Source organism: Flavobacterium hercynium, from assembly GCF_002217285.1.
Taxonomy (GTDB): Bacteria; Bacteroidota; Bacteroidia; order Flavobacteriales; family Flavobacteriaceae; genus Flavobacterium; species Flavobacterium hercynium.
The window spans coordinates 183,856-209,734 of record NZ_MUGW01000002.1; the positions used below are offsets into that span (position 1 = coordinate 183,856).

Annotated in this window: 22 protein-coding genes; 8 read left to right on the forward strand and 14 right to left on the reverse strand. The window is 33.7% G+C overall.

Going from position 1 to position 25,879, the window contains the following annotated elements:
* Positions 1-252: 252 nt before the first annotated feature.
* Entirely contained in the window at positions 253-2,868 is a 2,616-nt protein-coding gene (locus B0A66_RS01140; protein ID WP_089048005.1) for an AsmA-like C-terminal region-containing protein, read from the forward strand.
* Positions 2,869-3,004: 136 nt separating this feature from the next.
* Here the strand turns inward: B0A66_RS01140 and B0A66_RS01145 are convergent, their stop codons facing one another.
* The gene (locus tag B0A66_RS01145) at positions 3,005-3,799 is read right to left on the reverse strand and encodes a DUF2797 domain-containing protein (protein ID WP_089048006.1); all 795 of its coding nucleotides are present in this window, start codon (positions 3,797-3,799) and stop codon (positions 3,005-3,007) included.
* A gap of 241 nt (positions 3,800-4,040) precedes the next feature.
* Between B0A66_RS01145 and B0A66_RS01150 the strand changes: the two genes are divergently transcribed.
* Positions 4,041-5,564: a GH3 auxin-responsive promoter family protein gene (locus B0A66_RS01150; RefSeq protein ID WP_089048007.1), complete on the forward strand. Its 1,524-nt coding sequence runs from the start codon at positions 4,041-4,043 to the stop codon at positions 5,562-5,564.
* A gap of 307 nt (positions 5,565-5,871) precedes the next feature.
* Here the strand turns inward: B0A66_RS01150 and serB are convergent, their stop codons facing one another.
* From serB to B0A66_RS01200, 10 genes are all read right to left on the reverse strand, one after another.
* Positions 5,872-7,101, reverse strand: coding sequence for a phosphoserine phosphatase SerB (gene serB / locus B0A66_RS01155; RefSeq protein WP_089048008.1), 1,230 nt, complete (start codon positions 7,099-7,101; stop codon positions 5,872-5,874).
* A gap of 224 nt (positions 7,102-7,325) precedes the next feature.
* The gene (locus B0A66_RS01160) at positions 7,326-7,766 is read right to left on the reverse strand and encodes a VOC family protein (protein WP_089048009.1); all 441 of its coding nucleotides are present in this window, start codon (positions 7,764-7,766) and stop codon (positions 7,326-7,328) included.
* A gap of 11 nt (positions 7,767-7,777) precedes the next feature.
* Complete coding sequence (locus B0A66_RS01165; protein ID WP_089048010.1) at positions 7,778-8,221, reverse strand: SRPBCC family protein; 444 nt, start codon at positions 8,219-8,221, stop codon at positions 7,778-7,780.
* Positions 8,222-8,223: 2 nt separating this feature from the next.
* Positions 8,224-8,631, reverse strand: coding sequence for a VOC family protein (locus B0A66_RS01170; RefSeq protein ID WP_089048011.1), 408 nt, complete (start codon positions 8,629-8,631; stop codon positions 8,224-8,226).
* 65 nt (positions 8,632-8,696) lie between these two features.
* A complete protein-coding gene (locus B0A66_RS01175) occupies positions 8,697-9,101 on the reverse strand; it encodes an SRPBCC family protein (RefSeq protein ID WP_089048012.1) in 405 nt (134 codons plus the stop codon).
* A 146-nt stretch (positions 9,102-9,247) separates the two neighbouring features.
* A complete protein-coding gene (gene clpX / locus B0A66_RS01180) occupies positions 9,248-10,480 on the reverse strand; it encodes an ATP-dependent Clp protease ATP-binding subunit ClpX (protein WP_089048013.1) in 1,233 nt (410 codons plus the stop codon).
* 171 nt (positions 10,481-10,651) lie between these two features.
* Positions 10,652-11,326, reverse strand: coding sequence for an ATP-dependent Clp endopeptidase proteolytic subunit ClpP (gene clpP / locus B0A66_RS01185; RefSeq protein ID WP_089048014.1), 675 nt, complete (start codon positions 11,324-11,326; stop codon positions 10,652-10,654).
* 230 nt (positions 11,327-11,556) lie between these two features.
* Complete coding sequence (locus B0A66_RS01190) at positions 11,557-12,879, reverse strand: trigger factor (protein ID WP_089048015.1); 1,323 nt, start codon at positions 12,877-12,879, stop codon at positions 11,557-11,559.
* Between the two features lie 118 nt (positions 12,880-12,997).
* On the reverse strand, positions 12,998-13,342 hold the full coding sequence (locus B0A66_RS01195; protein WP_089048016.1) for a phage holin family protein: 345 nt from the start codon (positions 13,340-13,342) through the stop codon (positions 12,998-13,000).
* Positions 13,343-13,485: 143 nt separating this feature from the next.
* Positions 13,486-14,250 carry an alpha/beta fold hydrolase gene (locus B0A66_RS01200; RefSeq protein ID WP_089048017.1) on the reverse strand — a complete coding sequence of 255 codons (765 nt, stop codon included), beginning with the start codon at positions 14,248-14,250 and terminating at the stop codon, positions 13,486-13,488.
* 218 nt (positions 14,251-14,468) lie between these two features.
* Between B0A66_RS01200 and B0A66_RS01205 the strand changes: the two genes are divergently transcribed.
* Positions 14,469-15,878 (forward strand): hypothetical protein, encoded by a 1,410-nt coding sequence (locus B0A66_RS01205; protein WP_089048018.1) that lies wholly within the window; start codon positions 14,469-14,471, stop codon positions 15,876-15,878.
* A 50-nt stretch (positions 15,879-15,928) separates the two neighbouring features.
* Here the strand turns inward: B0A66_RS01205 and B0A66_RS01210 are convergent, their stop codons facing one another.
* The 3 genes from B0A66_RS01210 to B0A66_RS01220 all read right to left on the reverse strand — a co-directional run bounded on the left by B0A66_RS01210 (position 15,929) and on the right by B0A66_RS01220 (position 19,855).
* Positions 15,929-16,780 carry a DUF4249 domain-containing protein gene (locus B0A66_RS01210; protein WP_089048019.1) on the reverse strand — a complete coding sequence of 284 codons (852 nt, stop codon included), beginning with the start codon at positions 16,778-16,780 and terminating at the stop codon, positions 15,929-15,931.
* Positions 16,781-16,783: 3 nt separating this feature from the next.
* Positions 16,784-19,063: a TonB-dependent receptor gene (locus B0A66_RS01215; RefSeq protein WP_089048020.1), complete on the reverse strand. Its 2,280-nt coding sequence runs from the start codon at positions 19,061-19,063 to the stop codon at positions 16,784-16,786.
* A gap of 78 nt (positions 19,064-19,141) precedes the next feature.
* Positions 19,142-19,855: a pyridoxine 5'-phosphate synthase gene (locus B0A66_RS01220; protein WP_089048146.1), complete on the reverse strand. Its 714-nt coding sequence runs from the start codon at positions 19,853-19,855 to the stop codon at positions 19,142-19,144.
* Between the two features lie 115 nt (positions 19,856-19,970).
* Between B0A66_RS01220 and B0A66_RS01225 the strand changes: the two genes are divergently transcribed.
* The 5 genes from B0A66_RS01225 to bamA all read left to right on the forward strand — a co-directional run bounded on the left by B0A66_RS01225 (position 19,971) and on the right by bamA (position 25,869).
* Positions 19,971-20,630: a CBS domain-containing protein gene (locus tag B0A66_RS01225; RefSeq protein ID WP_089048021.1), complete on the forward strand. Its 660-nt coding sequence runs from the start codon at positions 19,971-19,973 to the stop codon at positions 20,628-20,630.
* 88 nt (positions 20,631-20,718) lie between these two features.
* Entirely contained in the window at positions 20,719-21,603 is an 885-nt protein-coding gene (locus B0A66_RS01230) for an NAD kinase (RefSeq protein ID WP_089048022.1), read from the forward strand.
* Positions 21,604-21,775: 172 nt separating this feature from the next.
* Entirely contained in the window at positions 21,776-22,459 is a 684-nt protein-coding gene (gene porG / locus B0A66_RS01235; protein WP_089048023.1) for a type IX secretion system protein PorG, read from the forward strand.
* A gap of 4 nt (positions 22,460-22,463) precedes the next feature.
* Entirely contained in the window at positions 22,464-23,204 is a 741-nt protein-coding gene (locus tag B0A66_RS01240) for an isoprenyl transferase (RefSeq protein ID WP_089048147.1), read from the forward strand.
* The gene (bamA, locus tag B0A66_RS01245) at positions 23,137-25,869 is read left to right on the forward strand and encodes an outer membrane protein assembly factor BamA (protein WP_089048024.1); all 2,733 of its coding nucleotides are present in this window, start codon (positions 23,137-23,139) and stop codon (positions 25,867-25,869) included. The genes B0A66_RS01240 and bamA overlap by 68 nt, the downstream gene beginning before the upstream one ends.
* Positions 25,870-25,879: the final 10 nt, after the last annotated feature.

Sequence of the window (25,879 nt, forward strand, 5' to 3'; positions counted from 1 at the left end):
TTTACTACTCTTGCCTATTTTAGCAAAAAATTATTACACTTAATACAACTACTAAAAGCCTGTTCAAAAATATAAAAACATAGAAAATTAATTTATTTTTTTTTAATAGCTTGCCAGCAATCGAAATTCGATCTATGGCAGGCTATTGTTTTTTTATGAAAAATTTCAAATAAACTCCACTATAAAAGTTTATTTTTACAACAGTTAATGCATTTAAATTACGAACCTTAAAACCTCAAATCTATAATAATTATGTTAAAGAAAATTTTAAAAATCGTAGCCATTGTCTTTGTGGTTCTCATTGCCGCATTATTTGCAATTCCGTATCTTTTTAAGGATCAGATAAAAGCTAAAATCGTAGATGCAATCAATGAAAATGTTGATGCTAAAGTGAGTTTTGCAGATGCTGATTTAAGTTTGTTTAAAAATTTTCCTAACGCCACTGTTGGAATCGAAAAATTATTGATCATCAATAAGGCTCCTTTTGAAGGCGATACTTTGGTTTCATTAGGTCAGTTAAATTTAAAAATGAGCATCAAAGAGCTTTTCAAAGGAAAAGAAGAATCGCTAAACATTCAGGGAATTACCTCGGAAAATGGTATAATCAATATTATCTTTAATAAAGATGGTGTTGGAAACTTTGATATCGCATTAAAAGATAAAGAGAAAACAACGAAAGACGAAAAGAGCGAACCGCTTTCTTTGAAAATTCAGAATTATAAAATCGAGAATTATACTTTCAGATACATAGATCAGGGTTCTAAGATAAAAATGGTAATTGATAGTTTAAATCACGAAGGTACGGGTGACTTTACCAACGCTAAACTTGATTTGACAACTAAAACGACGGCAAACATTTCGATGGATATGGATAAAGTGAATTACATGAAAAATGTAAAACTGACTTTAGACGCGATCTTAGGAATCGATTTAGATAAAAGCAAATATACTTTTAAAGAGAACAAAGCTTTGATTAACCAATTGCCTTTAGAATTTGATGGTTTTATACAAATGGTTGAAGCGGGTCAGATTTACGATTTGAAATTCAAAACACCAACTTCCTCTTTTACGAATTTCTTAGGTTTAATTCCTGAAGCTTATTCATCCAGCTTAAATGGTGTAAAAACTACTGGAGATTTTACGATTGTTGGTTTTGCAAAAGGAGAACTTACAGAAACTACTGTTCCTAAATTTAATATTGCAATTGCCTCTAACAATGCTTCTTTCCAATATCCTAATCTTCCAAAATCAGTACAAAACATTGTAATTGACACGAAAATCATTAATGAAACAGGGATCTTAAATGATACTTATGTGAACTTAGATCAGCTTTCGTTTAAAATAGATCAGGACGTTTTTAGCGCTAAAGCAAATGTTCGAAACATAACCGTAAATCCTTTGGTAAAAGCGGCTTTAAAAGGAACTATTAACTTAGCCAACCTTTCAAAAGCATATCCTGTAAAAATGGATAAGCCTCTTGCCGGTATCTTAAAAGCTGATGTTACTACTGAATTTGATATGGCTTCTGTTGAAAAAAGTCAATATGAGAATATCAAAAATGCAGGAACTATGAGTTTATCCGGATTTAAATACACAGACGAGAATAACAAGTCTATGAATATCAGCACGGCATTGGTTGAGTTTAATCCGAGTAAAATTAACCTTAAACAGTTTGACGCTACTACAGGAAGAAGTGACATCAGTATTAATGGTGTTTTAGAGAATTTCTACGGTTTTATGTTCAAGAAACAGGAACTAAGAGGAAATTTCAATATGAGTTCAAACCAACTTGCTGTTGACGATTTTATGACTTCAGGTGAACCTGCTAAAACAGAAACAAAAGGTGAAACAGAAACAAAAACGCCAGCTAAACCTGCTGAAGCAATGAAAATCCCTGCGTTTTTGAATTGCACATTGAATGCTAAAGCAAATACTGTTTTGTATGACAATTTAACACTAAAAGATGTTGGCGGTAAATTGATTATCAAAGATGAAAAAGCAACTTTAGAAAACTTTAAAACATCAATATTTGGAGGAACAATTGGCTTAACGGGAGCTGTTTCTACAAAGGAAAAAGTGCCAACATTTGATGTTAATTTAGGTTTTAATCAGGTAGATATTGGTCAAACTTTTACGCAATTGGAGATGATGAAAAAAATTGCTCCTTTGGCAGGTATCATCAATGGTAAATTGAATTCGACTATTAAGTTAAACGGAAATTTAGATGCTAAGGAATTAACTCCGGATTTAAAATCAATTTCAGGAGACTTAATCGGACAATTGCTTTCGACTACGGTGAATCCTAAAAACTCTACGGTTTTAAACTCTTTAACATCAAACATAAAATTCCTTGACCCAAGCAAATTGAATCTGAATGATTTAAAAATGGCGTTGACCTTTGCTGACGGAAAAGTAAATGTAAAACCATTTGACATTAAATACCAGGATATCAAAGTTACGGTTGGCGGAACGCATGGTTTTGATCAGGTAATGAACTATAATTTAAAATTAGATGTTCCTGCTAAGTATTTAGGAAGCGAAGCTAATGCACTAATTGCAAAAATGTCTCCTGCAGATGCTGCAAAATTAGATAACATTCCGATTACAGCTTTAATGACAGGTAATTTTTCGAATCCGAAAATCTCAACTGATATGAAGGCTGCCGCGACTAATTTGACTGCACAGTTAGTGAATCAGCAGAAAGAGAAATTGACGCAAAAAGGTACCTCAGCTCTTACGGATCTGATTAATAAGAATACCAAAGCTAAGGATACTACAAAAGCGGCTGCAACTGAAAAGGAAAAAACAACACAAGAAGTTACCAAAAAAGCAGGCGACTTATTAAATGGTTTGTTTAAAAAGAAATAAGCTATTCAAAATTTTTACAAAGCAAAAAGGTCAATCTCACGATTGACCTTTTTCTATGTTTTAAACAGCATCTGAACAGGTTTTTCCTTCCTAATGTGCACGTCTGTATATTTAGACCGATATTACCGTAATAATGCTAGACGTTTATAGTAACAACATATCCTTCTGAACTTCGAATATTAAAAACGCTTCCGTTTTCGAAAATTAAGTATTGCCCTTTTATACCAACAAGCTTCCCTTGAAACGAAGGTGTTTTGTCTAAATTTAGACTTGCTACTTTTGTCGGGTAATTTAAAACAGGATAATTAAGCTCGTACAAATCATTTTTTTCACTGAAAAAATACTCGCGTACTTCTTCCGGAATTAAATTTTCGAGTTTGGCTTTTTCCTGAACCAAATCAAAAACCTGAGTGGTTTGCTGCAGCATTTTTCTCCAATTGGTTTTATCGGTATAATGGCTTTTTAATGCCACCTCTGTAATTCCTGCCAGGTATCGGTTAGGAACCTCAACGATTGCAATGGCCTGACTTGCGCCCTGATCAATCCATCGGGTTGGTACTTGCGTTTTTCGGGTAACACCTACTTTTATTTCGCTTGCTACAGCTAAATACACTACGTGTGGCTGCAATTGTACTTTTTGTTCGTATTCCAGGTCACGATCTGCTATTCCCAAATGTGCTGTACTTAATTCCGGTCGCATGATCCAGTCGCCAACAGCAGGACTTGAGTAAAAACAGTCGTAACAGAATCCTTGTCTGAATATTTTTTTCTTTTTATGACAATTTAAACATTCGTAACCTACAAAATTGAATTCGATTTCTTTATTCAACAACTGATTCATGTTAAGAAAACTATCTTCGAAAACCAGATAATACTGAATTGTGTTTCCGATTTCTGTTTGCATTTTTGTAAGTACTCCTTGATACGTCATATTTTAGATTTCTGATTGTAGATTTTACTTTCCCTGAAGGATATAAATTATAATTCTTTATTCTGCTGAATTTAGAATCTTTCGTAAAAATAGAGTGGTTTTTTTTACAGAAAAACACTATTTTTGATACAGCGGCAAAGTTAGTATTTGTCGGCCGATATTCAAATTTTATATTTTTTGATTTTCACATCAACAGAAAATCTAAAACTTAAAATTACCATCTAAAATCTAAAATTGACTCATGCCAATATCAATAATTAACTCATTTGCCTCTTGGGTTCTTAAACAAAGAATTCATCAAATCGAACTTTTTCTAAAATATCCGAATGAAGTTCAGGAAGAATTATTGCATAATTTGTTGGTAGCTTCCGAAAATACTGTTTTTGGAAAAAAGTATGACTTCAGCTCTATAACTTCTTATCAGACTTTTGCAGAAAGAGTGCCTATCGCAACCTACGAAGAGTTACAACCGCTGATTGAACGCACGCGTCAGGGTGAACAAAATGTTTTTTGGGAAACGCCAATAAAATGGTTTGCCAAATCAAGCGGTACTACTAATGCTAAAAGTAAATTTATTCCTGTAAGTAATGAAGCGCTGGAGGATTGTCACTATAAAGGAAGCAAAGATCTACTTTGTTTGTACTTAAATAATAATGAAGATTCTGAATTGTTTTTGGGAAAAAGTCTTCGCTTAGGCGGAAGTTCTCAGATTTACGAAAACAACAATACTTATTTTGGTGATTTATCTGCCATATTGATTGAAAACATGCCTATCTGGGCTGAATTCAGCAGTACGCCAAGTAATAAAACTTCGCTGATGAGCGAATGGGAATCTAAAATTGCGGCTATCATCAATGAAACGAAAGTAGAGAATGTAACGAGCTTTGCCGGAGTTCCATCTTGGATGCTGGTTTTAATGAACAAAGTGCTGGAAAACACAGGAAAGGAAAGTTTACTGGAGATCTGGCCTAATTTAGAGGTTTATTTTCACGGAGGCGTAAGCTTCTCTCCGTATAAAGAACAATACAAAAAAATACTTCCTAGTAAAGATTTTAAATATTACGAAATATATAATGCTTCTGAAGGTTTCTTTGCCATTCAGGATTTAAATAATTCGAGCGATTTGCTGTTGATGCTGGATTACGGAATTTTCTACGAATTCATTACAATGGATACTTTTGACAGCGAAAATCCAAAGATAGTTCGTTTGGCTGATGTTGAACTGAATAAAAATTATGCTATTGTCATTACTACCAATTCGGGTTTATGGCGTTATCTGATTGGTGATACTGTTCGTTTTACGTCTTTAAATCCGTATAGGATTCGTGTGACGGGTCGAACTAAACACCATATTAATGTTTTTGGTGAAGAACTTATGGTTGAGAATACGGATCAGGCGATTGCAAAAGCATGCCAGATTACCCACAGCGAGGTTAAAGATTATACTGTGGCTCCTATTTTTATGCAAGATAAAGAGAAAGGCGCACACGAATGGATGATTGAATTTAAGAAAAAACCGGCTGATGTAGGACTTTTTCAGAAGGTACTAGACGAAACGCTGCAAACGCTGAACTCTGATTATGAAGCGAAGCGTTACAACAACATGACGTTAAACCCTTTGGTGATTAATGTAGCGCGTGAGAATTTGTTTTATGACTGGTTGAAAGAAAGAGACAAATTAGGCGGACAACATAAAATTCCGAGGCTTTCAAATCAACGTGATTATCTGGAACAACTGAAAGAAATGCAGGTTCAGACTATATAACACTTCTGGGCTCGCATGAGGGATAGTAGTGGAAATCCTTTTTGTTTTTTCTTTAAAAACAAAAAGATTGAAACAAATAGCCCGACCCGGAGGGGCATGCCCATAAAAAAAACCTTAGTTCTTTATTCGAGAATTAAGGTTTCTGTTTTTTTTTTAAGCCTCTGTGAGAAATGACAAGATTGTGGCTACTTGCTTTTTTTAAGACGCTGATGATACGGATTCGCTATGCGAAAACGCAGATTTATACGGATTTCTTCTTTATTTGTTTTGTTTTGTCATTTCTATGATAAAAAGCAATAATTATCTGTTACATCATATCGATATAACGATCGTGATAGCCTAAAAGATACAAAACACCATCGAGTCCTAAACTTGATATCGAAGTCGATGCGCTTTCTTTTACTTTTTGTTTGGCATGAAAAGCAATTCCCAAGCCTGCGAGGTTTATCATAGGTAAGTCGTTTGCACCATCACCCACAGCAATTGTCTGGTTAATGTGAATGCCTTCTTTTTCTGCAATGGCTTGTAAATATTCTGCCTTTTTTTGTCCGTCTACAATTTCTCCTAAATATTTACCGGTCAATTTACCATCGATAATTTCTAACTGATTGGCATGTACATAATCGATACCCAATTCTTTTTGCAGGTATTCTCCAAAATAGGTAAATCCTCCAGATAGAATGGCAGTTTTATAACCATAATATTTTAAAGCTTTCATTAAACGGTGTGCTCCTTTTGTAATAGGTAATTTTTCTGCAACTGAACGCAGCACATCTTCGCTTAAGCCTTCCAGCAATGCCATACGTTGTTTGAAACTTTCGTTAAAATCAATTTCACCATTCATTGCAAGTTCTGTAATTGCTTTTACTTGTTCTCCTACACCATTTAGCTCTGCCAACTCATCAATTACTTCGGCTTGGATTAAAGTAGAATCCATATCGAAACATACTAAACGTCTGTTTCTTCTATAGATATTGTCTTCCTGAAAAGAAATATCAACGTCTAACGTTCGCGAAATTTGCATAAAGCTTGCCGTCATGATAATTTTATCGACGATTTCACCTGTTACTGATAATTGAATGCAAGATCGTGGATATTCTTCTTCCTCGATAATAGAGGTTCTTCCGGTTAATCGGATAATAGAATTGATATTCAGGTTTTGATCAGACAGGATCTTGGTCACGGCTGCCAATTGCGAAGCGGTAAGCTTTTCACCCAGAATGTTGATAATGTAACGTTGTCTGGATTGCGATTTAACCCAGGTTTCATAATCTTCTATAGAAATTGGAATGAATTTTACTTTTACTTCTAATTCATACGCTTTGAACAACAAATCTTTTAAAACAGGTCCTGAAGTTGAACCGGCTTTTATTTCAAATAAAATTCCAAGAGAAAGTGTATCATGGATATCGGCCTGACCAATATCCAGAATTACAGCATCGTAGGTAGCTAATATCGCTGTTAGCCCGGCTGTTACTCCTGGTTTATCATGACCTGAAACTTTTAATAAAATAATTTCTTTATCTTCTGCTGCCATTTTATTTGTATTGATTTGAGTGCGACAAAAATCGGTAATCTATTGTTTATAAAAAAGGATATTGTTTGTTTTTTTGAAAAGAAAAAGCACATCTTAGTGTGCTTTTTGAATTAATTTAACAATTATGTTCCGCTATCAAAATAACCTAACTTTCTGGTTGTAATTAATTAAAAACTGTTGTTAAAAAGCAGCATTAAAACAAATTTAGCTACTCTTTTAAAGTTTTATTTTAAGGGTTCTAATTCATCAAAATTAATCATCCAGCTTATGTCGAATTTATCTTTGAACATTCCGAAATAGGAGCCCCAAAATGTTTTATTCATAGGCATATAAATATCTCCTCCTGCTGAAAGTCCGTTAAAAATACGATCGGCTTCTTCTACGCTTTCCACATTAACAGATACTGAAAAATTTCCTCCCATTGCAACATCCCCTGATTGTTCATTAGAATCGCTTCCCATCAAAATAGTATTACCAATAGGCAGCGAAACATGCATTACTCTGTTTGCATCTTTATCATTAACTTGCTCGCCTCCTTCCGGCACGGGCATGTCTTTGAATTTGCCTAAATACTGAAACTCGCCTCCAAAAACGGATTGATAGAACAGAAATGCTTCTTCACAATTTCCATTGAATATTAAATACGGATTTACTGTTGTTGCCATGATATTTTAGTTTATTTTTTTTCTGAGAGTTCTTTGACTATTTCAAGCGCTTTGGGAAAAGCATTTTTAAAATAATCCTTATGACTTTCGATACTATCAACCTGAACTTTCAGATCAATAAACTCATCATCAAGCGTTAATCGATACGTTTCCATTGAACCGCTCCATTCATTCGCTTTTTCATCAATTGGAAGTTCTTTAAAATCTTTTATTTCTCCCAAATGTTTAAAAGCCATGTATTCATAAAGTACTTTCTTGTCGATAATGCTATTCATTCCACCGCCATCTTCTGCGCCCAGGAATTGAATTTTATCTCCTTCATTCCATGTACTAACAGCATGTGAACCTTCACTAAAAGCACTTGTCCATTTTCGGTATGTTTTGTCATCCCATAAAACGGACCAGACTTTTTCTTTCGTTGCCTTGATTCTGATTGTAAATTCTAGTGTTTCCATAATTATGATAATTTACTAAAGTCCATATATAAAACATTCCAGCGATGACCGTCTAAATCTGCAAAAGCACAGCCATACATCCAACCTTGATTTTCTGCAGGCTCACTAAAAACAATGCCGCCTGCATTTTTTACTTTTTGAGCAAACTGATTTACCTCTTCTCTGCTTTCTGCATCAACAGAAATTAAAACTTCTGAGCTCAATCTGGTATCGGTAAGCTTGTGCTGAGAAAAACTTTCAAAAAGTGATTCTTCAAAAAGCATTACTACAAATTTACCTTCTCCAACAATCATACAAGTCGAACTTGATGTATCATGCTCATCATTGAATGAGAAACCGATTTTTGTGAAGAAAGCTTTTGATGCTGTAACTGATTTTACCGGCAAATTCAACCAAATTTGTTTTGTCATTTTTCAATTGTTTTAAGTTGATATAAGTAATCGACAGGAGTTTTTTTTCAGGTATTAAACTGTATTTAATTATTCTCTACATATCTTTTAAAACTATCCAGAATGGCTTGCCAGCCTTCGCGTTGCATTTCTTCGGGATTTATTGTTTCGGGATCAAAACGCTCTGTTATTTCTACTCCGTTTGCTGTTTCTATAAAAATGATTTCGACTTTTCTACCGTCATCAATAACATACTCTATGGCTTTGTTTTTTTCTACTAAAGTGTATTCTCCCGCAAAATCAAAACTCATACTGCCGTCTTTTGCCGCCATAGTCGATTTAAATCTTCCGCCAATTCTTACATCATTTTCAGCATAAGGTGTATGCCAATCCTGCGAAGGGGTGTTCCATTTTGTAATATTTTCCGGCAATGTCCAGAAATCCCATACTTTATCTATTGCTGCTTCAACTGTATTTTGTATTGTTATCATATTGATTGAATTGATGTTAGACTGTTTTTTATTTAAAATTACAAATTATTCAAACAACAGCTAACAATATAATTTAAAAGCATAAAAAAAAACCTGCTCCAAAATTAGGGAGCAGGTTTGCGGTAATGTTTTATCTGATTTAAAGCTTATGAAGCAATTTCCATTCGCTTTAATAAATTTTTATTCAAAGTGTGTTTCGCATAATCCTGATCGATTACTAAAACTTTATCATCAGAACTTGGCAGTTCGTACATCGCATCGGTTAGGATCGCTTCGCATAACGAACGTAAACCACGTGCTCCTAATTTGTATTCTAATGCTTTATCTACAATAAAATCTAAAGCTTCATCAGAGATGCTAAACGCTACTTCATCCATTAAGAATAATTTTTCATACTGTTTGATCAGCGCATTTTTAGGCTGTGTCAAAATAGCACGAAGTGTTTCTCTGTCTAATGGATCCATGTGTGTTAAAACCGGCAAACGACCAATAATCTCTGGAATTAATCCAAAGTCTTTGATGTCTTTTGGAATTATATATTGCAACAAATTGTCTTTGTCGATATTGTCTACATTTTTAGAAGTTGAATAACCAACTGCCTGACGGTTTAAACGTTTAGAAATAATACGTTCTACACCATCAAAAGCACCTCCTGCAATAAACAGGATGTTTTGAGTATTTACCTCAACAAATTTTTGATCCGGATGTTTACGTCCACCTTTTGGAGGAACGTTTACAACGGTTCCTTCCAGCAATTTCAATAATGCCTGTTGTACACCTTCTCCTGAAACGTCACGTGTTATAGACGGATTATCGCTCTTACGTGCAATTTTGTCTATTTCATCTATAAATACGATTCCTCTTTCGGCTTTGGTTACATCATAATCTGCAGCTTGCAGTAAACGTGTCAAAATACTTTCGACATCTTCACCTACGTAACCTGCTTCTGTAAGTACTGTTGCATCTACGATCGCCAAAGGAACATCTAACATTTTTGCAATTGTTTTTGCTACTAATGTTTTTCCGGTTCCGGTTTGACCTACCATGATGATGTTACTTTTTTCGATCTCTACTTCATCGTCTAATTGCTGTTGCATTAAACGTTTGTAGTGATTGTAAACCGCAACTGACATTACTTTTTTTGTCTGATCCTGGCCAATAACATACTGATCCAGAAAAGCTCTGATTTCTTTTGGTTTCTTTAAAATTAAGTCTCCAACAAGTTTTGCACTTCCGCTTGATTTTAATTCTTCTAAGACGATTCCGTGTGCCTGCTCAATACACTTATCACAAATATGTGCATTGATACCTGCAATCAATAAATTGGTTTCTGGCTTCTTCCTTCCACAAAACGAACATTCTAATACTACTTTAGCCATTCTTCTTTAGTTACTAAGCTGCAAAGCTACTAAGTTTCTGAGATTTATCACTAAAACCTCATTAAACTTAGTAACTTTTTGGCTTATTATTTTTTTTCAAATTTAAAAAAGGTTTCAAGTTCAAGTTAAATACTTAGAATCTTAGCGCCTTTACAACTTTAAATCTTAAAATTATCCTCTTCTCAACACTTCATCAATCATTCCGTATTCTTTTGCTTCGTCAGCTTTCATCCAGTAATCACGCTCACTGTCTTTGTGTACTCTTTCAAAAGATTGTCCTGAATGTTGTGAAATGATGTTGTATAATTCATCTTTTAGTTTCAACATTTCACGTAAGTTGATTTCCATATCTGTCGCAACACCTTGTGCTCCTCCTGATGGCTGGTGAATCATTACTCTTGAATGTGGTAATGCTGAACGTTTTCCTTCTGCACCAGCACATAATAAAACTGCCCCCATAGAAGCTGCCATACCTGTACAAATTGTAGCTACATCAGGTTTAATATATTGCATTGTATCATAGATTCCTAATCCTGCATAAACGCTTCCTCCAGGAGAGTTTAAATAAATTTGAATATCTTTTGAAGCATCTGCACTTTCTAAGAATAATAACTGAGCCTGAACGATGTTAGCAATCTGATCGTCGATACCTGTTCCTAAAAAGATAATTCTGTCCATCATAAGTCTTGAAAACACGTCTAATTGAGAAATGTTTAACTGACGTTCTTCAATAATATATGGAGTCATGTTTGTTGGGTTCATTGCTGCTACGATTTTGTCGTAGTACATAGCATTTACTCCTTGGTGCTTTGTAGCAAATTTTTTAAATTCTTTACCGTAGTTCATATTTTAAGTGTTCTAAGTTTTACGTTATGTATATAGATTCTTCATCAAAGGTTATACCTATTTCTATAGAATGTCAATTTGTCTTGGTTTTTTTGTTACAGGTTTTAAATTTCAGGTTATCATTGTTAATCTGAAACATTTTTAAAATTAAAACATTTTCAACTTGAATCAAAAAATAAGCGCCAGGAAAAAAATTTCCTGACGCTCAAATATACTTATTATTTTAGAATTTACTCTCCGTATGAAGCAGCAATAAATTCGTCATAAGTTACTTCTTTTGTTGTAGGGTTTGCTTTTTCTTTAAACACCTCTAACAATTTATCAGCTACAACTTGCTCAGAAAGTCTTTTTACTTCTTCTTGGTTAGATAAAACTCTAGCCACGATTCCTTGAACTTCTTCGTCAGTTGGGTTTGTTTGTCCAAATTGAGCCATTTGTTGTTTGATTGCTTTTGTTGTAAAAGCTTTCAAATCTTCGAATGTAATTTGAATATTACTTTGAGCCATTGCTTTTCCTTCGATCAATTGAAAACGTAATCCTTTTTCAGATCTTGCGTATTCAACTTCAGCTTCTTCTGCAGAAAGTTTTTTCTCTCCAACAGTTTGCAACCATTTTTTAAGGAATTCAACAGGTAATTCGAATTTTGTGCTTTCGATTAAGAATTCCTGAACGTCTAATAATAATTTTTGATCTGCTTGTTGTGCAAATTGCGCTTCAGCATCTTCTTTAATTTTAGCTTTCAAATCTTCTAATGAAGCTACTTTACCTTCTCCAAAAAGTTTATCAAACAAATCTTGGTTTAACTCAGCCAATTCTGCTCCGTTGATTGCTTCGATAGTAAAGTTTACTTCAACATCTAATCCGTGAACATCATCATGAGCTACTTTTAGGTAATCCATTAATTGGTGATCGTCTGCGAATAAACCTTTTGTGCTTACTGTAACAACATCTCCAACTTTTTTACCAATAAATTTATCTCCGGCTGATTTGTTGAAAGTAGCTACAGAAATTGTAGTTGTATTACTAATTCCTTTTTCTTCGTTTGTAAATGTTCCAGTTAAATCTGAATCAGCAACTACAACTTCTTGTGGAATTGCTTTTCCGAATTGTTTTTGGATACGCTCTACTTGTCCATCGATTAATTTATCATCAGCAGTAACGATATATTTTACGATGTTATTTTTTGCTTCTAAATCAATTTCGAAGTTTGGCACTAAACCAATTTCGTATTCGAAAGTTAGTTCTTCTGCATCCCAATCAAAGTTTTCGTTTTCTTTAGCAAGAGGAGTTCCTAAAAGATTTAATCTTTCAGATTGAACAAAACGCTCTAAAGCCAAATCAACTACTTTTTTAACTTCTTCTTGCTTAATCGCTTTCCCGTATTGTTTTTCAACAAGATCTTTAGGAACTTGTCCTTTTCTAAAACCTTTTACGGTAGCCAATGGCATTTTTTCGTTTATTCTTTTTGCTACCTGACCTTTATAATCCATGTGAACAACTGTCATTACAATTGTTTCATTCACAGCGTCTTTTGCTACTCTTTTAATATCCATCTTCTTCTTTAATTTACATAATAAAATTGGGTTGCAAAATTATAAAATTTTTGCAACCCAACCAAGTTTTTAATGTATTGTATTTGTAAGGAGTTTTTCACCCGCTTATTCTTCTCTTTTATTTATCGTCTCCCAGAATCCTATAAGTAAGAGACTGAAGTACAGCTAATATAATACTAAAAATAAATGCTGTTAAAAATGAGTCAACAGCAAAACCGCCAACTATATACGTACACATTATAATTATGATTGCATTTATAACCAGTAAAAACAAGCCCAGTGTTATAAATGTTACCGGTAAAGTCAGGATAACTAATATTGGTTTTATAAATAGATTAAGCAATCCCAAAACTATTGCAACAATGACAGCGGTTCCAAAACTGGCAACATGCACACCCGGCAATAGGTTAGCAATTAACAAAACTAAGGCTGCTGTAACAAGAAGTCTAAGTAATAATTTCATTTTTTTAGATTTTAAATTTTAATAAATGTACTAATTTTTTAGTGCAGGATACGGAACAATTTCTTTTTATTTAGAGATCAATTATGGAAATATCCTGTTGACTGCTGCGTAACATCAAAAAGCAACGGAATGCTTTCAAAACCTTATTCTTTTAAAAATGTTGTCGTCAGCTCAAAAAACATTTTTGGATTTTCGGCATGAAGCCAATGCCCCGCGTTTGGAATGGTTTCGACTCTTAAATCAGGGAAATGTGTTTTTATTTGGTCAATATCAGTATCTAAAACATAACCTGAATTTCCTCCTCTTACAAATAGTGTAGGTTTATCAAAAGTTAAATTGTCCGGCAATGGTTTTCCGATCTCGTCTAAGTTATTATTAAAGACTTCCAGGTTAAAACGGAAAGCCAATTGTCCAGGTTCTTGCCAATATAGGTTTTTCATTAAAAACTGACGTGTTCCAAAATCAGGCACATATTCTGTCAAAGTAGCTTCTACATCGTTTCGGCTTGGTTTTATAGAGAAGTCTACTGCATTTAATCCTGCCAAAATATCCTGATGGTGTTGCTTGTAAAATTTAGGACCGATATCAGCAACGATCAATCTATCGACCATTTCCGGATGCGTTGTTGCAAAAAGCATGGCCACTTTTCCACCCATTGAATGCCCTAAAATATCTATTTTGTTTAATTTGTTTTCCTGACAATATTCGAAAACATCCTGCGCCATTGCTTCGTATGTAAATTCGTCTGAGTGAAAGCTTCTTCCGTGATTTCTTAAATCTAGAATATGAACCTGAAATCCGGCGTCTACATACTGAGAGGCAAGTGTTTTCCAGTTATCTGACATTCCTAAAAATCCGTGCATGATGATGAATGGCTTTCCTTCACCTTCTATTTTTGAATATAACATTTGTATATGGGTTTTAAATCTTGAAATACAAAGGTAAAAAACTTATTTATTATTCGCCTTCGATAAAATTTCATAAGAAATATTTTAAGTATTTTTTATTAAAAAAAGTTTGCGTTTTTACGGCTTTCCGTAATCAAAATTACAGTCAAAATACTACCTTGCGGCATTAAAATTAACATCGAAAATTCGATCAATTTATTTAACTTAAATACCACACCATGATTAAAAAATTACTATTGCTTTCAGTAGTTCTTTCTCAGTTAGCCGTTTCTTGTTCAAGTGATGATAACACAGATCCTGTAAAAGAAGATCCAACAACAGAAGAACCTGTAAAACCAACTCCTGAGCTTACACTTGAAGAACAAGTTGCCGCTATTTTAAAACAACCTTATTCGACTTTACCTCCAGCGGAGCAAAAAGTAAAACTAGAAGCTGAAGCTAATGAAATGTTAGTTCAATTAGACAAAACTAAAGGATCAAGCGCAATCGAAGCTATTGAGAATTTATCTAATTTAATCGCTATCAATCCTGTTGATATTTTCGGAGGAAAAAATGGTAATAGTATCGAAGAAATTTTAAACGTTGCTGACGTATACGGAATCTATACTTGGAACAACACAAACAATACTTGGGTAAAAACTGCTTCTACTACTGAATTAAAATTTGTTTTTCCTGCAAAAGCAAGTTTAACTTCTAACAATGCAGTATTGACTTCTAAAAGTGTTGCATCCAATGTAAAAATTAAATTCACAGACATTTACGGAGGATATGACTACGTTAATGATAAAGAAATAGATCCAGTTTTCGATCAATTTTATTTACCAACATCTACTGATGCATCATTAACTATTGATGGTACTCAGGCTGCAACTATTACACAAACAGCTGCATATTCTAACGGAAAACAAGCCCCTGATACTTTTAATTACAAAATAACATTAAACGATGGTTACGTTTGGGAAATGAGTGGTAAAAAAGGTACTGCAAGTACTTCTACAGCTTCTCTTACCTTCAACGGAAAAAGCTTATTAGCATTTACTGCCGGAAGCTCTGCAAATATTGATGGTTTACTTTCAGAAGAACAACTTTCTTCATACAGAGGAAAAGCAAATGCTTTGATTACACTTATGGATAACTTTATCATTGTAGCAGACATGGATTTAGCTACTGATGCTGCTGATGACTTAGCTTTAGAAAGCCTGAAATTTCCAAACCAACCATATTACGATGACCCTAACGCTGATTACAAAGCTTATTATAATGGTAAAAATACATATTACAAAAACTATTCTACAGCTTCAGCAGCAAGCTTTAATAAAAATATCAAATTAACTTTAATTTCTAAAAAAGAAGGAACGAAAATAGCTGATATTATTATACGCTCAGAAGAAGGAAGTTTTTACAATGATCGTTTACCTGTTTGGACGACGGATGATTATTATGGTGCAAAACCTTACTGGAGCTATAGTAATGATGGAGAAGAATTTAAAATTCAATACTACGAAGAAAACTATTACTTAAAATTCAGTGATCAGACTCAAGTTGCTATGAGCGCTTATTTCTCTGAAGGATTTGAAACATTCGAGAAAAAATTCGAAGAGTTCATTAAAGGTTTCGAAAGAAAATAATTATCCTCAAAATAAATACTGTAGAGCCGGTCTGAAATATCAGATCGGCTTTATTTTTTAGGTGGTGTCCGAACGGTAATTGTACTATGTCCATATCCTGCCCAAATTCCTATGCCGCCTTTTATATTCGATTTTAAACTTGTATTAGAAGGATAAATAGGATTTTTACTGTTTACAATTTCATTTTGCCAGCTGTTCCAGAAATCCAGCGCCTCTTTATTTTGCGTTCTTAACTTCACAAAAATCACATCGCCATCTGCAAAATAAGGCGTGAATTTCGTTTTAGGAAAAAGCAAAACGCCTCGGTTTATTTGTACCGAAACTGCAGGATCTTTAAAGTTTTGATCGTCTAAGTTGCCATAAAAAGCAGGAACAAAAACAGGCTCTTCACCATCTATTTTTGTTGCGAGCTGATAATAGTTCTTTTCATCTATCGGATCATCAAATTTCACAAAAATATAGCCTGTTGTATCAGATGGATTGTTTTTTACATACTCAGCACTTTTGAGCGGTACACTTTTAGGAATAACTGTTGTAGCTTCAATAATTCGATTGAGGTATTCAATTTTCAAAGAATACGTTTTTCCAGCTTCTCCTTTAAAATCTCCTCCTATATATACAAAAGGCGGAATCCTGTTTTTGTCATTCTTAACTCGTAAAACTTCTGAATTTGTACCGTCAGAAATGGTGATTTTTGCAGATCGTATGACATGATTTAACACATTGGTAGAATCGACAACATCCGTTATCGGAATACTGCTCGATAAATAAACCTGAGCATAATCTCCTTCTTCAATAAAACCTTCTACAACAATTTTAGATTCAATACTTGTTTTATCACTAAACTCATTGTTAGAGCAACTTGCTATTAGTAAGGTCAATATAATTACAATATATCTCATCTGTTAGAATTTAAATCTCCAGCTTATGGAAGGTAATATTTTATACAACACTTTTCTGTCCTGTACCACGGTAACATTATTTTTATTATCCTCATCTACTTTAATATTCAAAACCAAATAAATAGGATTTCCAACATTAAATGTATTGAAAACAGAAAAGTTAAGAGCGCTTTCTTTTTTATTCGTTTTCAGGAAAAAATAATTTACAGAAAGATCGGTACGGATGTAATTGGGCATTTGTGCATTATTATATTCTGAATACTCTTTTACCGGATTATTGTTGATAAAATACCAGGACGTTGGCATCGTAAAGCGTGTACCGGAACTAAATATCTGTGTAATACCAAAATTCCATTTTTGATTTAAATCATACATTCCAACCAAAGAAAGATTATGACGCCTGTCGTATTTTGCAAAATACGTTTCTCCGTTATTCAGTTCGTCAAAATTTCTGTCAGACCAACTCAATGTATAACTCATCCAGCCAGTAAATTTTCCGTTATTTTTTCGCACCATCATTTCAAAGCCATACGCCTTTCCTTTTCCGCTAATCAAATCATTTTTAAATGTTGTTACTTCATTAAATTGCGTTACTCCATAAGGATACTCCAATAAATCTTTCATGGTACGATAAAACCCTCCAAAAGACGAAACAATATTTTTCGAAATATTCTGATTGGAACCAATGGAAAACTCATGAGACGATTGGGGTTTTACTCCGCCTGAACTCGCTATCCAAAAGTCTGTCGGGATCCCAACACTCGATGTTGTTACCAAACTTAGATATTGATATTGTCTGTTATACGATCCGTAAAAAGAATATTTTTCGTTTACCTTATAATTTAAAATGGCACGTGGCTGGAAATGCAGATAGGAATCTAATTTTGATCCGGCCGTATAATAATTAATTCTTAAACCCAACTCAGCACTTATGTGATCGGTTATTGTTGGTTTAATTGTGGTGAAAACAGCGGCTTCATTTGCATTGATGTAATTATTCTGAGTCGCATTAACATCCGTTAAATTGTCGACATTTACTCTCTGAGGCTGCAGATCGTGATGCACGTATTGAAATCCGGATTCAACAGGGATGTTTTTAATTTGATAGCGAACAGCATTATTAAATCCAAAATCTTTTACATACGATGAAACACGAAATTGAATTGAAGCCTGCTCCATTCCTAAATTATTCGAATATTGACTAAAGTAAACAGAATTCGACATACTTGTTTTAGGTGAAAACGTTGTGATTAAATTTGGCGAAACCGTGAAATTACTCCATTTTAAAGTTGTTTTCAAAGCCAGATTCCCATCGCTTATTTTTAGTTCGTCACCACTTAAAAAAGCATCAACACTAAGGAAATTCTTTTTTGAAATTTGGGATACAAATGTCAGGTTACCATCAGAGAAACCATACTTCATTCCTGCCACATCATTGCTTTCTGATTGATCATTCAAAAAAGGAGCAACGATTTCATCTATATATGTTTTTCGTCCGGAAATATAAAAGCCTGATTTATCGGTAAGCGGAACTCCCAATGTTAACTGCGATGCCAGAATGCCAACATTTCCCTGAACAGTAAATTCAGAAGGGACTTTTTTATAAGGAAGTAATAATGTTGTTGAACTTAATCTGCCACCATACTTGGAATTAGAGCTTGATTTATCAAATTCGACTTCCTTAATATGATCTGTATTGTAAAAAGGAAAAACACCTAATAAATGTGACATTCCATAAATGGGTGTTCCGTCGTATAATATCGCATTGTGACCCGGATCACCTCCTCTTACATATAAATATCCGTTTGCATCGCCTGAATTTTGAACACCGGGCGTCAGCTGTAAAAGTTTAATGATATCCGTAGTACCTAAAAGTGTTGGTACTCCACTGAGATCTTTTAAATTAAAAGATAACTTACCTCCTGATAAAGCGGTAATGCCATTTTTCTTCTCATTGGCTATAATCACTTCCTTTAAAAGAGCAATGTTTTTTTCTAAAACAATCGAAATAACGGTATCTTTTACCAAATCAATTTGAATCGTTTTTTGAAAATACCCCGATGTCGCGAATGTGATATCCAGTTTCCCAGTTGGAATATTATGCAAAAAGAATCCCAGAGAATCTGTTACGGTATAAAAATGTTGCTGATTTAGCGTAAATGAAACGTCTGCACCAATTAAATTTTCATTGTCTGCAGATCTCAAAGTACCTGTTACAGTTGCTTTAGATTGCGCCAGCAAACCTGAAAAACAGCATAAAAAAAAGAAAGTAATTGTCTTCAATACCTAATAAAATAAGAACAGCGAAAGTAAACAATTATAACCCAACTCCGTCAGGCTATAATTGTTTAATTTGGTAACCTATTTTAATTTCTGTAAATACATATTTACCACATTATCAAGACCAAGATAAAGGGCTTCTGAAATTAAAGCATGTCCAATCGACACCTCCAGAAGACCCGGAATATTTTGCTTAAAGAATTGAACGTTGTCCAGACTTAAATCATGTCCGGCATTAATACCCAATCCTAAATCATTTGCCAGTATTGCTGCTTTTACATACGGATCAATTCCGTTTTTATTCCCTAACGCATATTCATGCGCAAAAGCTTCTGTATACAATTCGATTCTGTCTGTTCCTGTTTTCTTTGCTCCTTCGATCATTTCAGCAATGGGATCAACAAAAATTGAAGTTCTGATTCCGTTACGTTGAAATTCCTGAATAACTTCTGTTAGATATTCTTGATTTTTTATGGTATCCCAACCTGCCGAAGAAGTAATAGCACCAATGGCATCCGGAACCAATGTTACCTGATCCGGTTTACATTCTAAAACTAAATCTATAAAATTATGCTGCGGATTTCCTTCAATGTTATATTCTGTGCGAACGATTGCTTTTAAATCACGTGCATCCTGATAACGAATGTGACGCTCATCTGGTCGCGGGTGAATGGTAATTCCCTGTCCACCGAAATTTTGTATATCAGTTGCAACTTTTAATAAATCAGGGACATTTCCTCCTCGTGCATTCCTCAAGGTTGCAATTTTATTGATATTTACACTTAACTTTGTCATATAAATAGATATTAATTCTGGTAACACTATATTTGTTACCGCAAAAATACAAAGTAAAACGTAGCAGTTTTTGCTATTTTTTGATTATTTTGCATGAAATATTTCCAATTGATTTATGACAGAAATTACGAACTATATTACAAATGATTATCGCCCAATAGATAGTCAGGAAACGATAAGCCTGGTTCAGGATTTTTTCGCTGACCTGAATTTTACGCACTTTCCTGTTTTAGAAAATGGCATTTTCATAGGAAGCATTGCTTCTGAAGATGTTGAGACATTTGATACAGACAAAAAAGCTGGTGATTATAAATATACACTGGAGCGTTTTTATGCACGAAAATCAATGATTTGGCTGGATATTTTAGAGGTTTTTGCTAAAAACCATACCAATACAGTTCCTGTTTTAGATGAAAATAATAACTATATCGGTTATTATGAAATGGAAGACATCATGAAATTTTTTCAGGAAACACCATTTTTAAAAGAACAAGGCGGTATTATCATTGTTCAAAAAGGCCTTTTGGATTATTCTATGAGTCAGATTACACAGATAGTAGAAAGTAATAATGGTAAAATACTAGGTTGTTTTATATCCGAAGCTGATCTGGAAAATGTTCAGGTTACTGTGAAAATTGGCTTGGGAGCAATGAATGAAATCATCCAGACTTTCAGACGATATAATTATGAAATTATTTCAGAACATCAGGAGGACACTTATATTAATAGTCTAAAAGAACGTTCTGACTATTTAGATAAATACCTTAATATTTAAATATTGTTTATAGATTCGATTAGTTGTAATCGATGTAATGAAGAAGTGTAAGCCGTTAAACAATTAAACAAAATCGATTAAAGATCAGATGAAAGTAGCTATTTACGGACAGTATTATCAAAACAGTACAGAACCAATCATCAAAGATATTTTTATGTTTTTCAACATGAATGGTGTCGAAATGGTAATTGAAGAAAACTTTTTAAAAATGCTTCACGAAAAAGCATTAGTAGATAGAGAATATGAAACTTTTTCAGTAAGTACTTCATTAGATAATAGTTTTGAAATGCTGATTAGTATTGGTGGAGACGGAACGATTTTAAGAGCTGCTACTTTAGTTCGTAATTCAGGCGTTCCAATCTTAGGTATCAATGCAGGAAGATTAGGTTTTTTAGCCACTGTTCAAAAAGAAAATATCGATAATTTTTTGCAGTTTGTGATCGACAAAAACTACACTACCTCTGAAAGAACATTACTTAGTTTAACCTGCGATCCTAAAAATGAAGCGATTGAAGATTTAAATTTTGCCATGAACGAGGTTACAGTGAGTAGAAAAGATACAACCTCGATGATTACAGTCGAAACGTATCTGAATAATGAATATTTAAATTCGTATTGGGCAGATGGCTTAATTATCTCGACACCAACAGGATCTACGGGTTATTCGCTTAGCTGCGGTGGTCCTTTACTGACACCGGAGGTTAAAAGTTTAGTAATTACGCCCATTGCGCCACACAATTTAACAGCCAGACCACTTGTCATTCCGGATGACACCGAAGTAAAACTTCGTGTTTCAGGAAGAGAAGATCAATACTTAGTTTCATTGGATTCCAGAATAGCTTCTGTAAAAAACGAATCGATTCTGACCATTAAAAAAACCGGATTTAAAATTAAAATGGTAGAAATTCCAGGAGAAACTTTCTTAAAAACCCTTAGAAACAAGTTACTTTGGGGTGAGGACAAAAGAAATTAAGCGTTTTATATTTTTGCACTATACGATTATAGTACTTTTTCTCGTTTTGCATGTATCGAATCATCATTAAACGCCACAAAATCATATTGTAAATTGAAAAAAAAGCACATTTAACTAAAGGAACGTTGATTCGTATCGATAATTATTATATTTGCACGCAATTTTGAATTAAATGAAGAAAATTTTTAATTTATTGTTATGTTTTTTCCCCTTTATCACACTAAATGCTCAAATCAATGAGATAGGTGTTTTTTTAGGCGGAAGCAACTTTGTTGGTGACGTAGGAAACACAACTTATATTTCGCCCGAGAAATTAGCTTTTGGTGTTTTATACAAATGGAACAAAAGTCCACGCCATTCTTATCGTTTCTCTTACACACAATCTTCTATCGTAGGAATTGACAAAGATTCTAAAGAAACATCAAGAAACAGAAGAGGCTACAGCTTTGAAAACAATGTAAAAGAATTTTCTGCAGGATTAGAGTTTAATTTTTTTGATTTCAATCTTCATGATTATCATCAAAAAATTACACCTTATGTACATTCCGGTTTAAGTTATATTCTCTACGAAGAATTGTACATAAGTGGTGGACAAACCAGAAAAGAAAAAAATGGAGGTTCTGTTGCCATCCCGATGACATTAGGAGTAAAATCAAACATATCACCAAGGATTGTTTTAGCAGCAGAAGTTGGAGTACGCTATACATTTACAGATAATATTGACGGGAGTAATCCAAAAGGTGGAAATTTAGCACCTTTACGTTTTGGGAATTTAAATAATAATGATTGGTATACTTTTACGGGGATAACTTTAACCTATACCTTTGGACAAAAACCTTGCTATTGCAAAGAATAATAAAATGAATTTACTAGAATCTATAGATCAAAAAAACTTACCTAAACACCTTGCCATTATCATGGATGGTAACGGACGCTGGGCAAAACAACAAGGTTTTTTAAGAGCTTTTGGTCATGAAAACGGATCAAAATCTGTAAAAGACACCATTAAAACATGCTCAAAACTTGGTATTGAGTATTTAACACTTTATGCTTTTTCATCAGAAAACTGGAACAGACCAAAACTTGAAGTTGAAGCTTTGATGAAGATATTGATAAATTCCTTAAAAAAGGAGCTTGGAACTTTGCAAGAAAACAATATTAAGCTTAATGCGATAGGCAATCTTGATAAATTACCAAAATCAGCTCAAAAAGAGCTTATGGATGTTATTGACAAAACAAAAAACAATACCAGTTTAACACTAACACTAGCACTAAGTTACGGATCGAGAGAGGAATTAGTTCACGCTATTAAAAGCATCAGTGATAAAGTTAAAAATAATATAATTTCAATAGACACTATTGACGATTCAATTATAAATGAGCATCTTTACACGCAAAATTTACCTGATGTAGATTTATTAATACGAACAAGTGGAGAACATAGAATAAGTAATTTTTTGTTATGGCAAATAGCCTATGCAGAACTGTATTTTACTAATGTCTTGTGGCCAGACTTTAAAGACCAGGATTTATATGAGGCTATTATTAGTTATCAAAAAAGAGAACGTAGATTTGGAAAAACCAGCGAACAAATTAAATAATTTTTTAGTGTTACAAAAAAGAATACAAATAGTCTTTACCCTTCTTCTATTGGGTAGTTTTTCACAAATAAAAGCACAAGAAAGAGTTCCTTTTGATCAGGGAAAAAAATACATTCTTGCTAAGGTTTCTGTTGTTGGTAAAATAAGCTTCAATGAGCAAACTGTTGTTACATTTTCCGGCCTGCAAAAAGGACAGGAAATAACCGTTCCCGGAGAAGAAATTAGTGGGGCTATTAAAAAATTAGGTAAACTTGGCCTTTTTGAAGAAATCGAATTTTATGTAAATAAAATTGATAATGACAGTATCTATTTAGACTTAAACATTATTGAGCTTCCTAAGCTTAATGAGGTAAAAATAGTAGGTGTTAAGAAAAGCAAAGTAGAAGGTTTAATTAAGGATAACAGTTTAAATAAAAACAAAATTGTAAACGAAAACTTAATTACAACTACCAAAAATTACATCGAAAATAAATACAAAAAAGACGGTTTTTACAACACCAAAGTTACAATTACCACTACGCCTGATACCACTGCAGGAAATCACGTAAACATGCTGGTAAGAATAGACAAAGGCAGCAAAGTAAAAATCAGCAGTATTGACTTCATTGGAAACAAGCAACTTACAGACAACAAGTTAAGAGCTGCAATGAAAGATACGAAGCAAAAGAACTTCTTCCGTGTTTTAAAGGCTTCAAAATTTATTCCTGAAAAATATAAAACTGACTTAGAAAAAGTAATTGCTGCTTATAAAGAAAGAGGATATCGTGATGCACGTATTATCTACGACTCTGTTACTTACAGTAAAGAAAAAAATACACTTGCTATTAAAATTAATGTAGAAGAAGGAAACAAATACTACTTCGGAAACATTAAGTTTTTAGGAAACACTGTATATTCTGATCAGCTTTTACACCGTGTTTTAGGAATTAAAAAAGGAGAAACTTATAATGGAGTTTTACTTGAAAAAAGAATTGCAGATAAAACAAAACCTGACGCTGAAGATATTACCAATTTGTACCAAAACAATGGTTATTTATTCTCTAACATTAATGCTGTAGAGGTAAAAACGGTTAATGATACGATTGACTTTGAAATCAGAGTTACAGAAGGACCTATAGCCTATTTCAACAAAATTACAGTTGTAGGTAATGATAAAACAAATGACCATGTTATTTACCGTGAATTAAGAACTAAACCAGGTGAAAAATACAGTAAAGAACAATTGGTTAGAACTATTCGTGAGATTGGACAATTAGGATTTTTTGATCCGGAAGCGATTGACCCAAAATTCAAAAATGTTGATGCTGCAGCAGGAACTGTTGATATTGAGTATAATGTTGTAGAAAAAGGATCCAGCCAGGTCGAGCTTCAGGGAGGTTACGGTGGTGGAGGTTTCATTGGAACCTTAGGATTATCGTTTAACAACTTCTCTGTTCGAAATATGTTTAACAAAGAAGCATACAAACCATTACCAATGGGAGACGGGCAAAAAGTGTCACTTCGTTTGCAAGGAAGTACTTATTTCCGTACCTATAGTATGTCATTCTCAGAACCATGGTTTGGAGGAAAAAAACCTGTACAGTTTAGCTCTTCTATCTCTTACAGTACACAATACTTAAACAACTTTGTGACAAGAGATGTAGACAAAAGCAGAAGTTTTAACATCCTGACTTTACAAGTTGGTTTAGCAAAACGTCTTACGGTGCCGGATGATTATTTTGTATTATCTCAATCGGTGAGTTACCAACATTATGACTTAAAAAATTATAACACTGGTTTATTTACTTTTGGTAATGGAACATCAAGAAACTTAGCGTATACAATAGGAATTTCAAGAAGTAATAAAGGAACTAACCCAATATTCCCTATGTACGGTTCAGACTTTAGTATTTCTGCGAAAATCACACCTCCTTATTCATTGCTTAATAAGATAAATTATGCTGACCTGGGAAATCAGGCAGAATATAAAGTTAAAGCAACAGCAGATGCTACAGCTGGTGATGCAAATGGTCAAATGATCAAAGTAGGGGATTATTTAGATGCAAACGGTAACAAAGTAAGTACGTATCAGGAAGCTGCTACGGATCAGGGTAAAGTCGATCAAAAGAAATTTAACTGGTTAGAATACTATAAAATTAAATTTAAAGGAGACTGGTATACTAAAGTGTATGGTAAATTAGTTTTAAGAACTTTAACTGAATTTGGTTTCTTAGGAGCTTACGATCAAACCAGAGGTGTTGTCCCTTTTGAACGTTTCTATTTAGGAGGAGACGGAATGGCGATGTACTCAATGGATGGTAGAGAAACAATTGGATTAAGAGGATATAAAAACAATACTTTAACTCCAACAAATGCAAATGGAGAACAAATTGGAGCTACTGTTTATAACAAATTCTCTATGGAATTGCGCTACCCTATCACATTAAAAGCATCTGCATCAATTTATGCATTGGCATTTTTAGAGGCTGGTTCAGCGTACCCATCGTTTAAAACCTATAATCCTTTTGATCTTAAACGTTCAGCTGGTGGTGGTTTACGTGTATTTATGCCGGCATTTGGATTGTTAGGTATTGATTTTGGATATGGTTTCGATGCTGCTCCGGGTGATGTAGCGAACAAAGCACACGGTTTTGAAACGCATTTCATTATAGGACAACAATTTTAATACACAATTT

Bases quoted from the DNA above. Each gene is read 5' to 3' on its own strand.
- B0A66_RS01160 (WP_089048009.1), bottom strand. From the start codon at position 7,766: ATGGCAACAACAGTAAATCCGTATTTAATATTCAATGGAAATTGTGAA.
- clpP (WP_089048014.1), bottom strand. From the start codon at position 11,326: ATGAACTACGGTAAAGAATTTAAAAAATTTGCTACAAAGCACCAAGGA.
- B0A66_RS01165 (WP_089048010.1), bottom strand. From the start codon at position 8,221: ATGGAAACACTAGAATTTACAATCAGAATCAAGGCAACGAAAGAAAAA.
- B0A66_RS01200 (WP_089048017.1), bottom strand. From the start codon at position 14,250: ATGTTATATTCAAAAATAGAAGGTGAAGGAAAGCCATTCATCATCATG.
- B0A66_RS01195 (WP_089048016.1), bottom strand. From the start codon at position 13,342: ATGAAATTATTACTTAGACTTCTTGTTACAGCAGCCTTAGTTTTGTTA.
- B0A66_RS01145 (WP_089048006.1), bottom strand. From the start codon at position 3,799: ATGACGTATCAAGGAGTACTTACAAAAATGCAAACAGAAATCGGAAAC.
- bamA (WP_089048024.1), top strand. From the start codon at position 23,137: ATGAGGCTATTATTAGTTATCAAAAAAGAGAACGTAGATTTGGAAAAA.
- B0A66_RS01240 (WP_089048147.1), top strand. From the start codon at position 22,464: ATGAATTTACTAGAATCTATAGATCAAAAAAACTTACCTAAACACCTT.
- B0A66_RS01210 (WP_089048019.1), bottom strand. From the start codon at position 16,780: ATGAGATATATTGTAATTATATTGACCTTACTAATAGCAAGTTGCTCT.
- B0A66_RS01205 (WP_089048018.1), top strand. From the start codon at position 14,469: ATGATTAAAAAATTACTATTGCTTTCAGTAGTTCTTTCTCAGTTAGCC.
- clpX (WP_089048013.1), bottom strand. From the start codon at position 10,480: ATGGCTAAAGTAGTATTAGAATGTTCGTTTTGTGGAAGGAAGAAGCCA.
- B0A66_RS01225 (WP_089048021.1), top strand. From the start codon at position 19,971: ATGACAGAAATTACGAACTATATTACAAATGATTATCGCCCAATAGAT.
- B0A66_RS01220 (WP_089048146.1), bottom strand. From the start codon at position 19,855: ATGACAAAGTTAAGTGTAAATATCAATAAAATTGCAACCTTGAGGAAT.
- B0A66_RS01175 (WP_089048012.1), bottom strand. From the start codon at position 9,101: ATGATAACAATACAAAATACAGTTGAAGCAGCAATAGATAAAGTATGG.
- serB (WP_089048008.1), bottom strand. From the start codon at position 7,101: ATGGCAGCAGAAGATAAAGAAATTATTTTATTAAAAGTTTCAGGTCAT.
- B0A66_RS01170 (WP_089048011.1), bottom strand. From the start codon at position 8,631: ATGACAAAACAAATTTGGTTGAATTTGCCGGTAAAATCAGTTACAGCA.
- porG (WP_089048023.1), top strand. From the start codon at position 21,776: ATGAAGAAAATTTTTAATTTATTGTTATGTTTTTTCCCCTTTATCACA.
- B0A66_RS01190 (WP_089048015.1), bottom strand. From the start codon at position 12,879: ATGGATATTAAAAGAGTAGCAAAAGACGCTGTGAATGAAACAATTGTA.
- B0A66_RS01150 (WP_089048007.1), top strand. From the start codon at position 4,041: ATGCCAATATCAATAATTAACTCATTTGCCTCTTGGGTTCTTAAACAA.
- B0A66_RS01140 (WP_089048005.1), top strand. From the start codon at position 253: ATGTTAAAGAAAATTTTAAAAATCGTAGCCATTGTCTTTGTGGTTCTC.
- B0A66_RS01230 (WP_089048022.1), top strand. From the start codon at position 20,719: ATGAAAGTAGCTATTTACGGACAGTATTATCAAAACAGTACAGAACCA.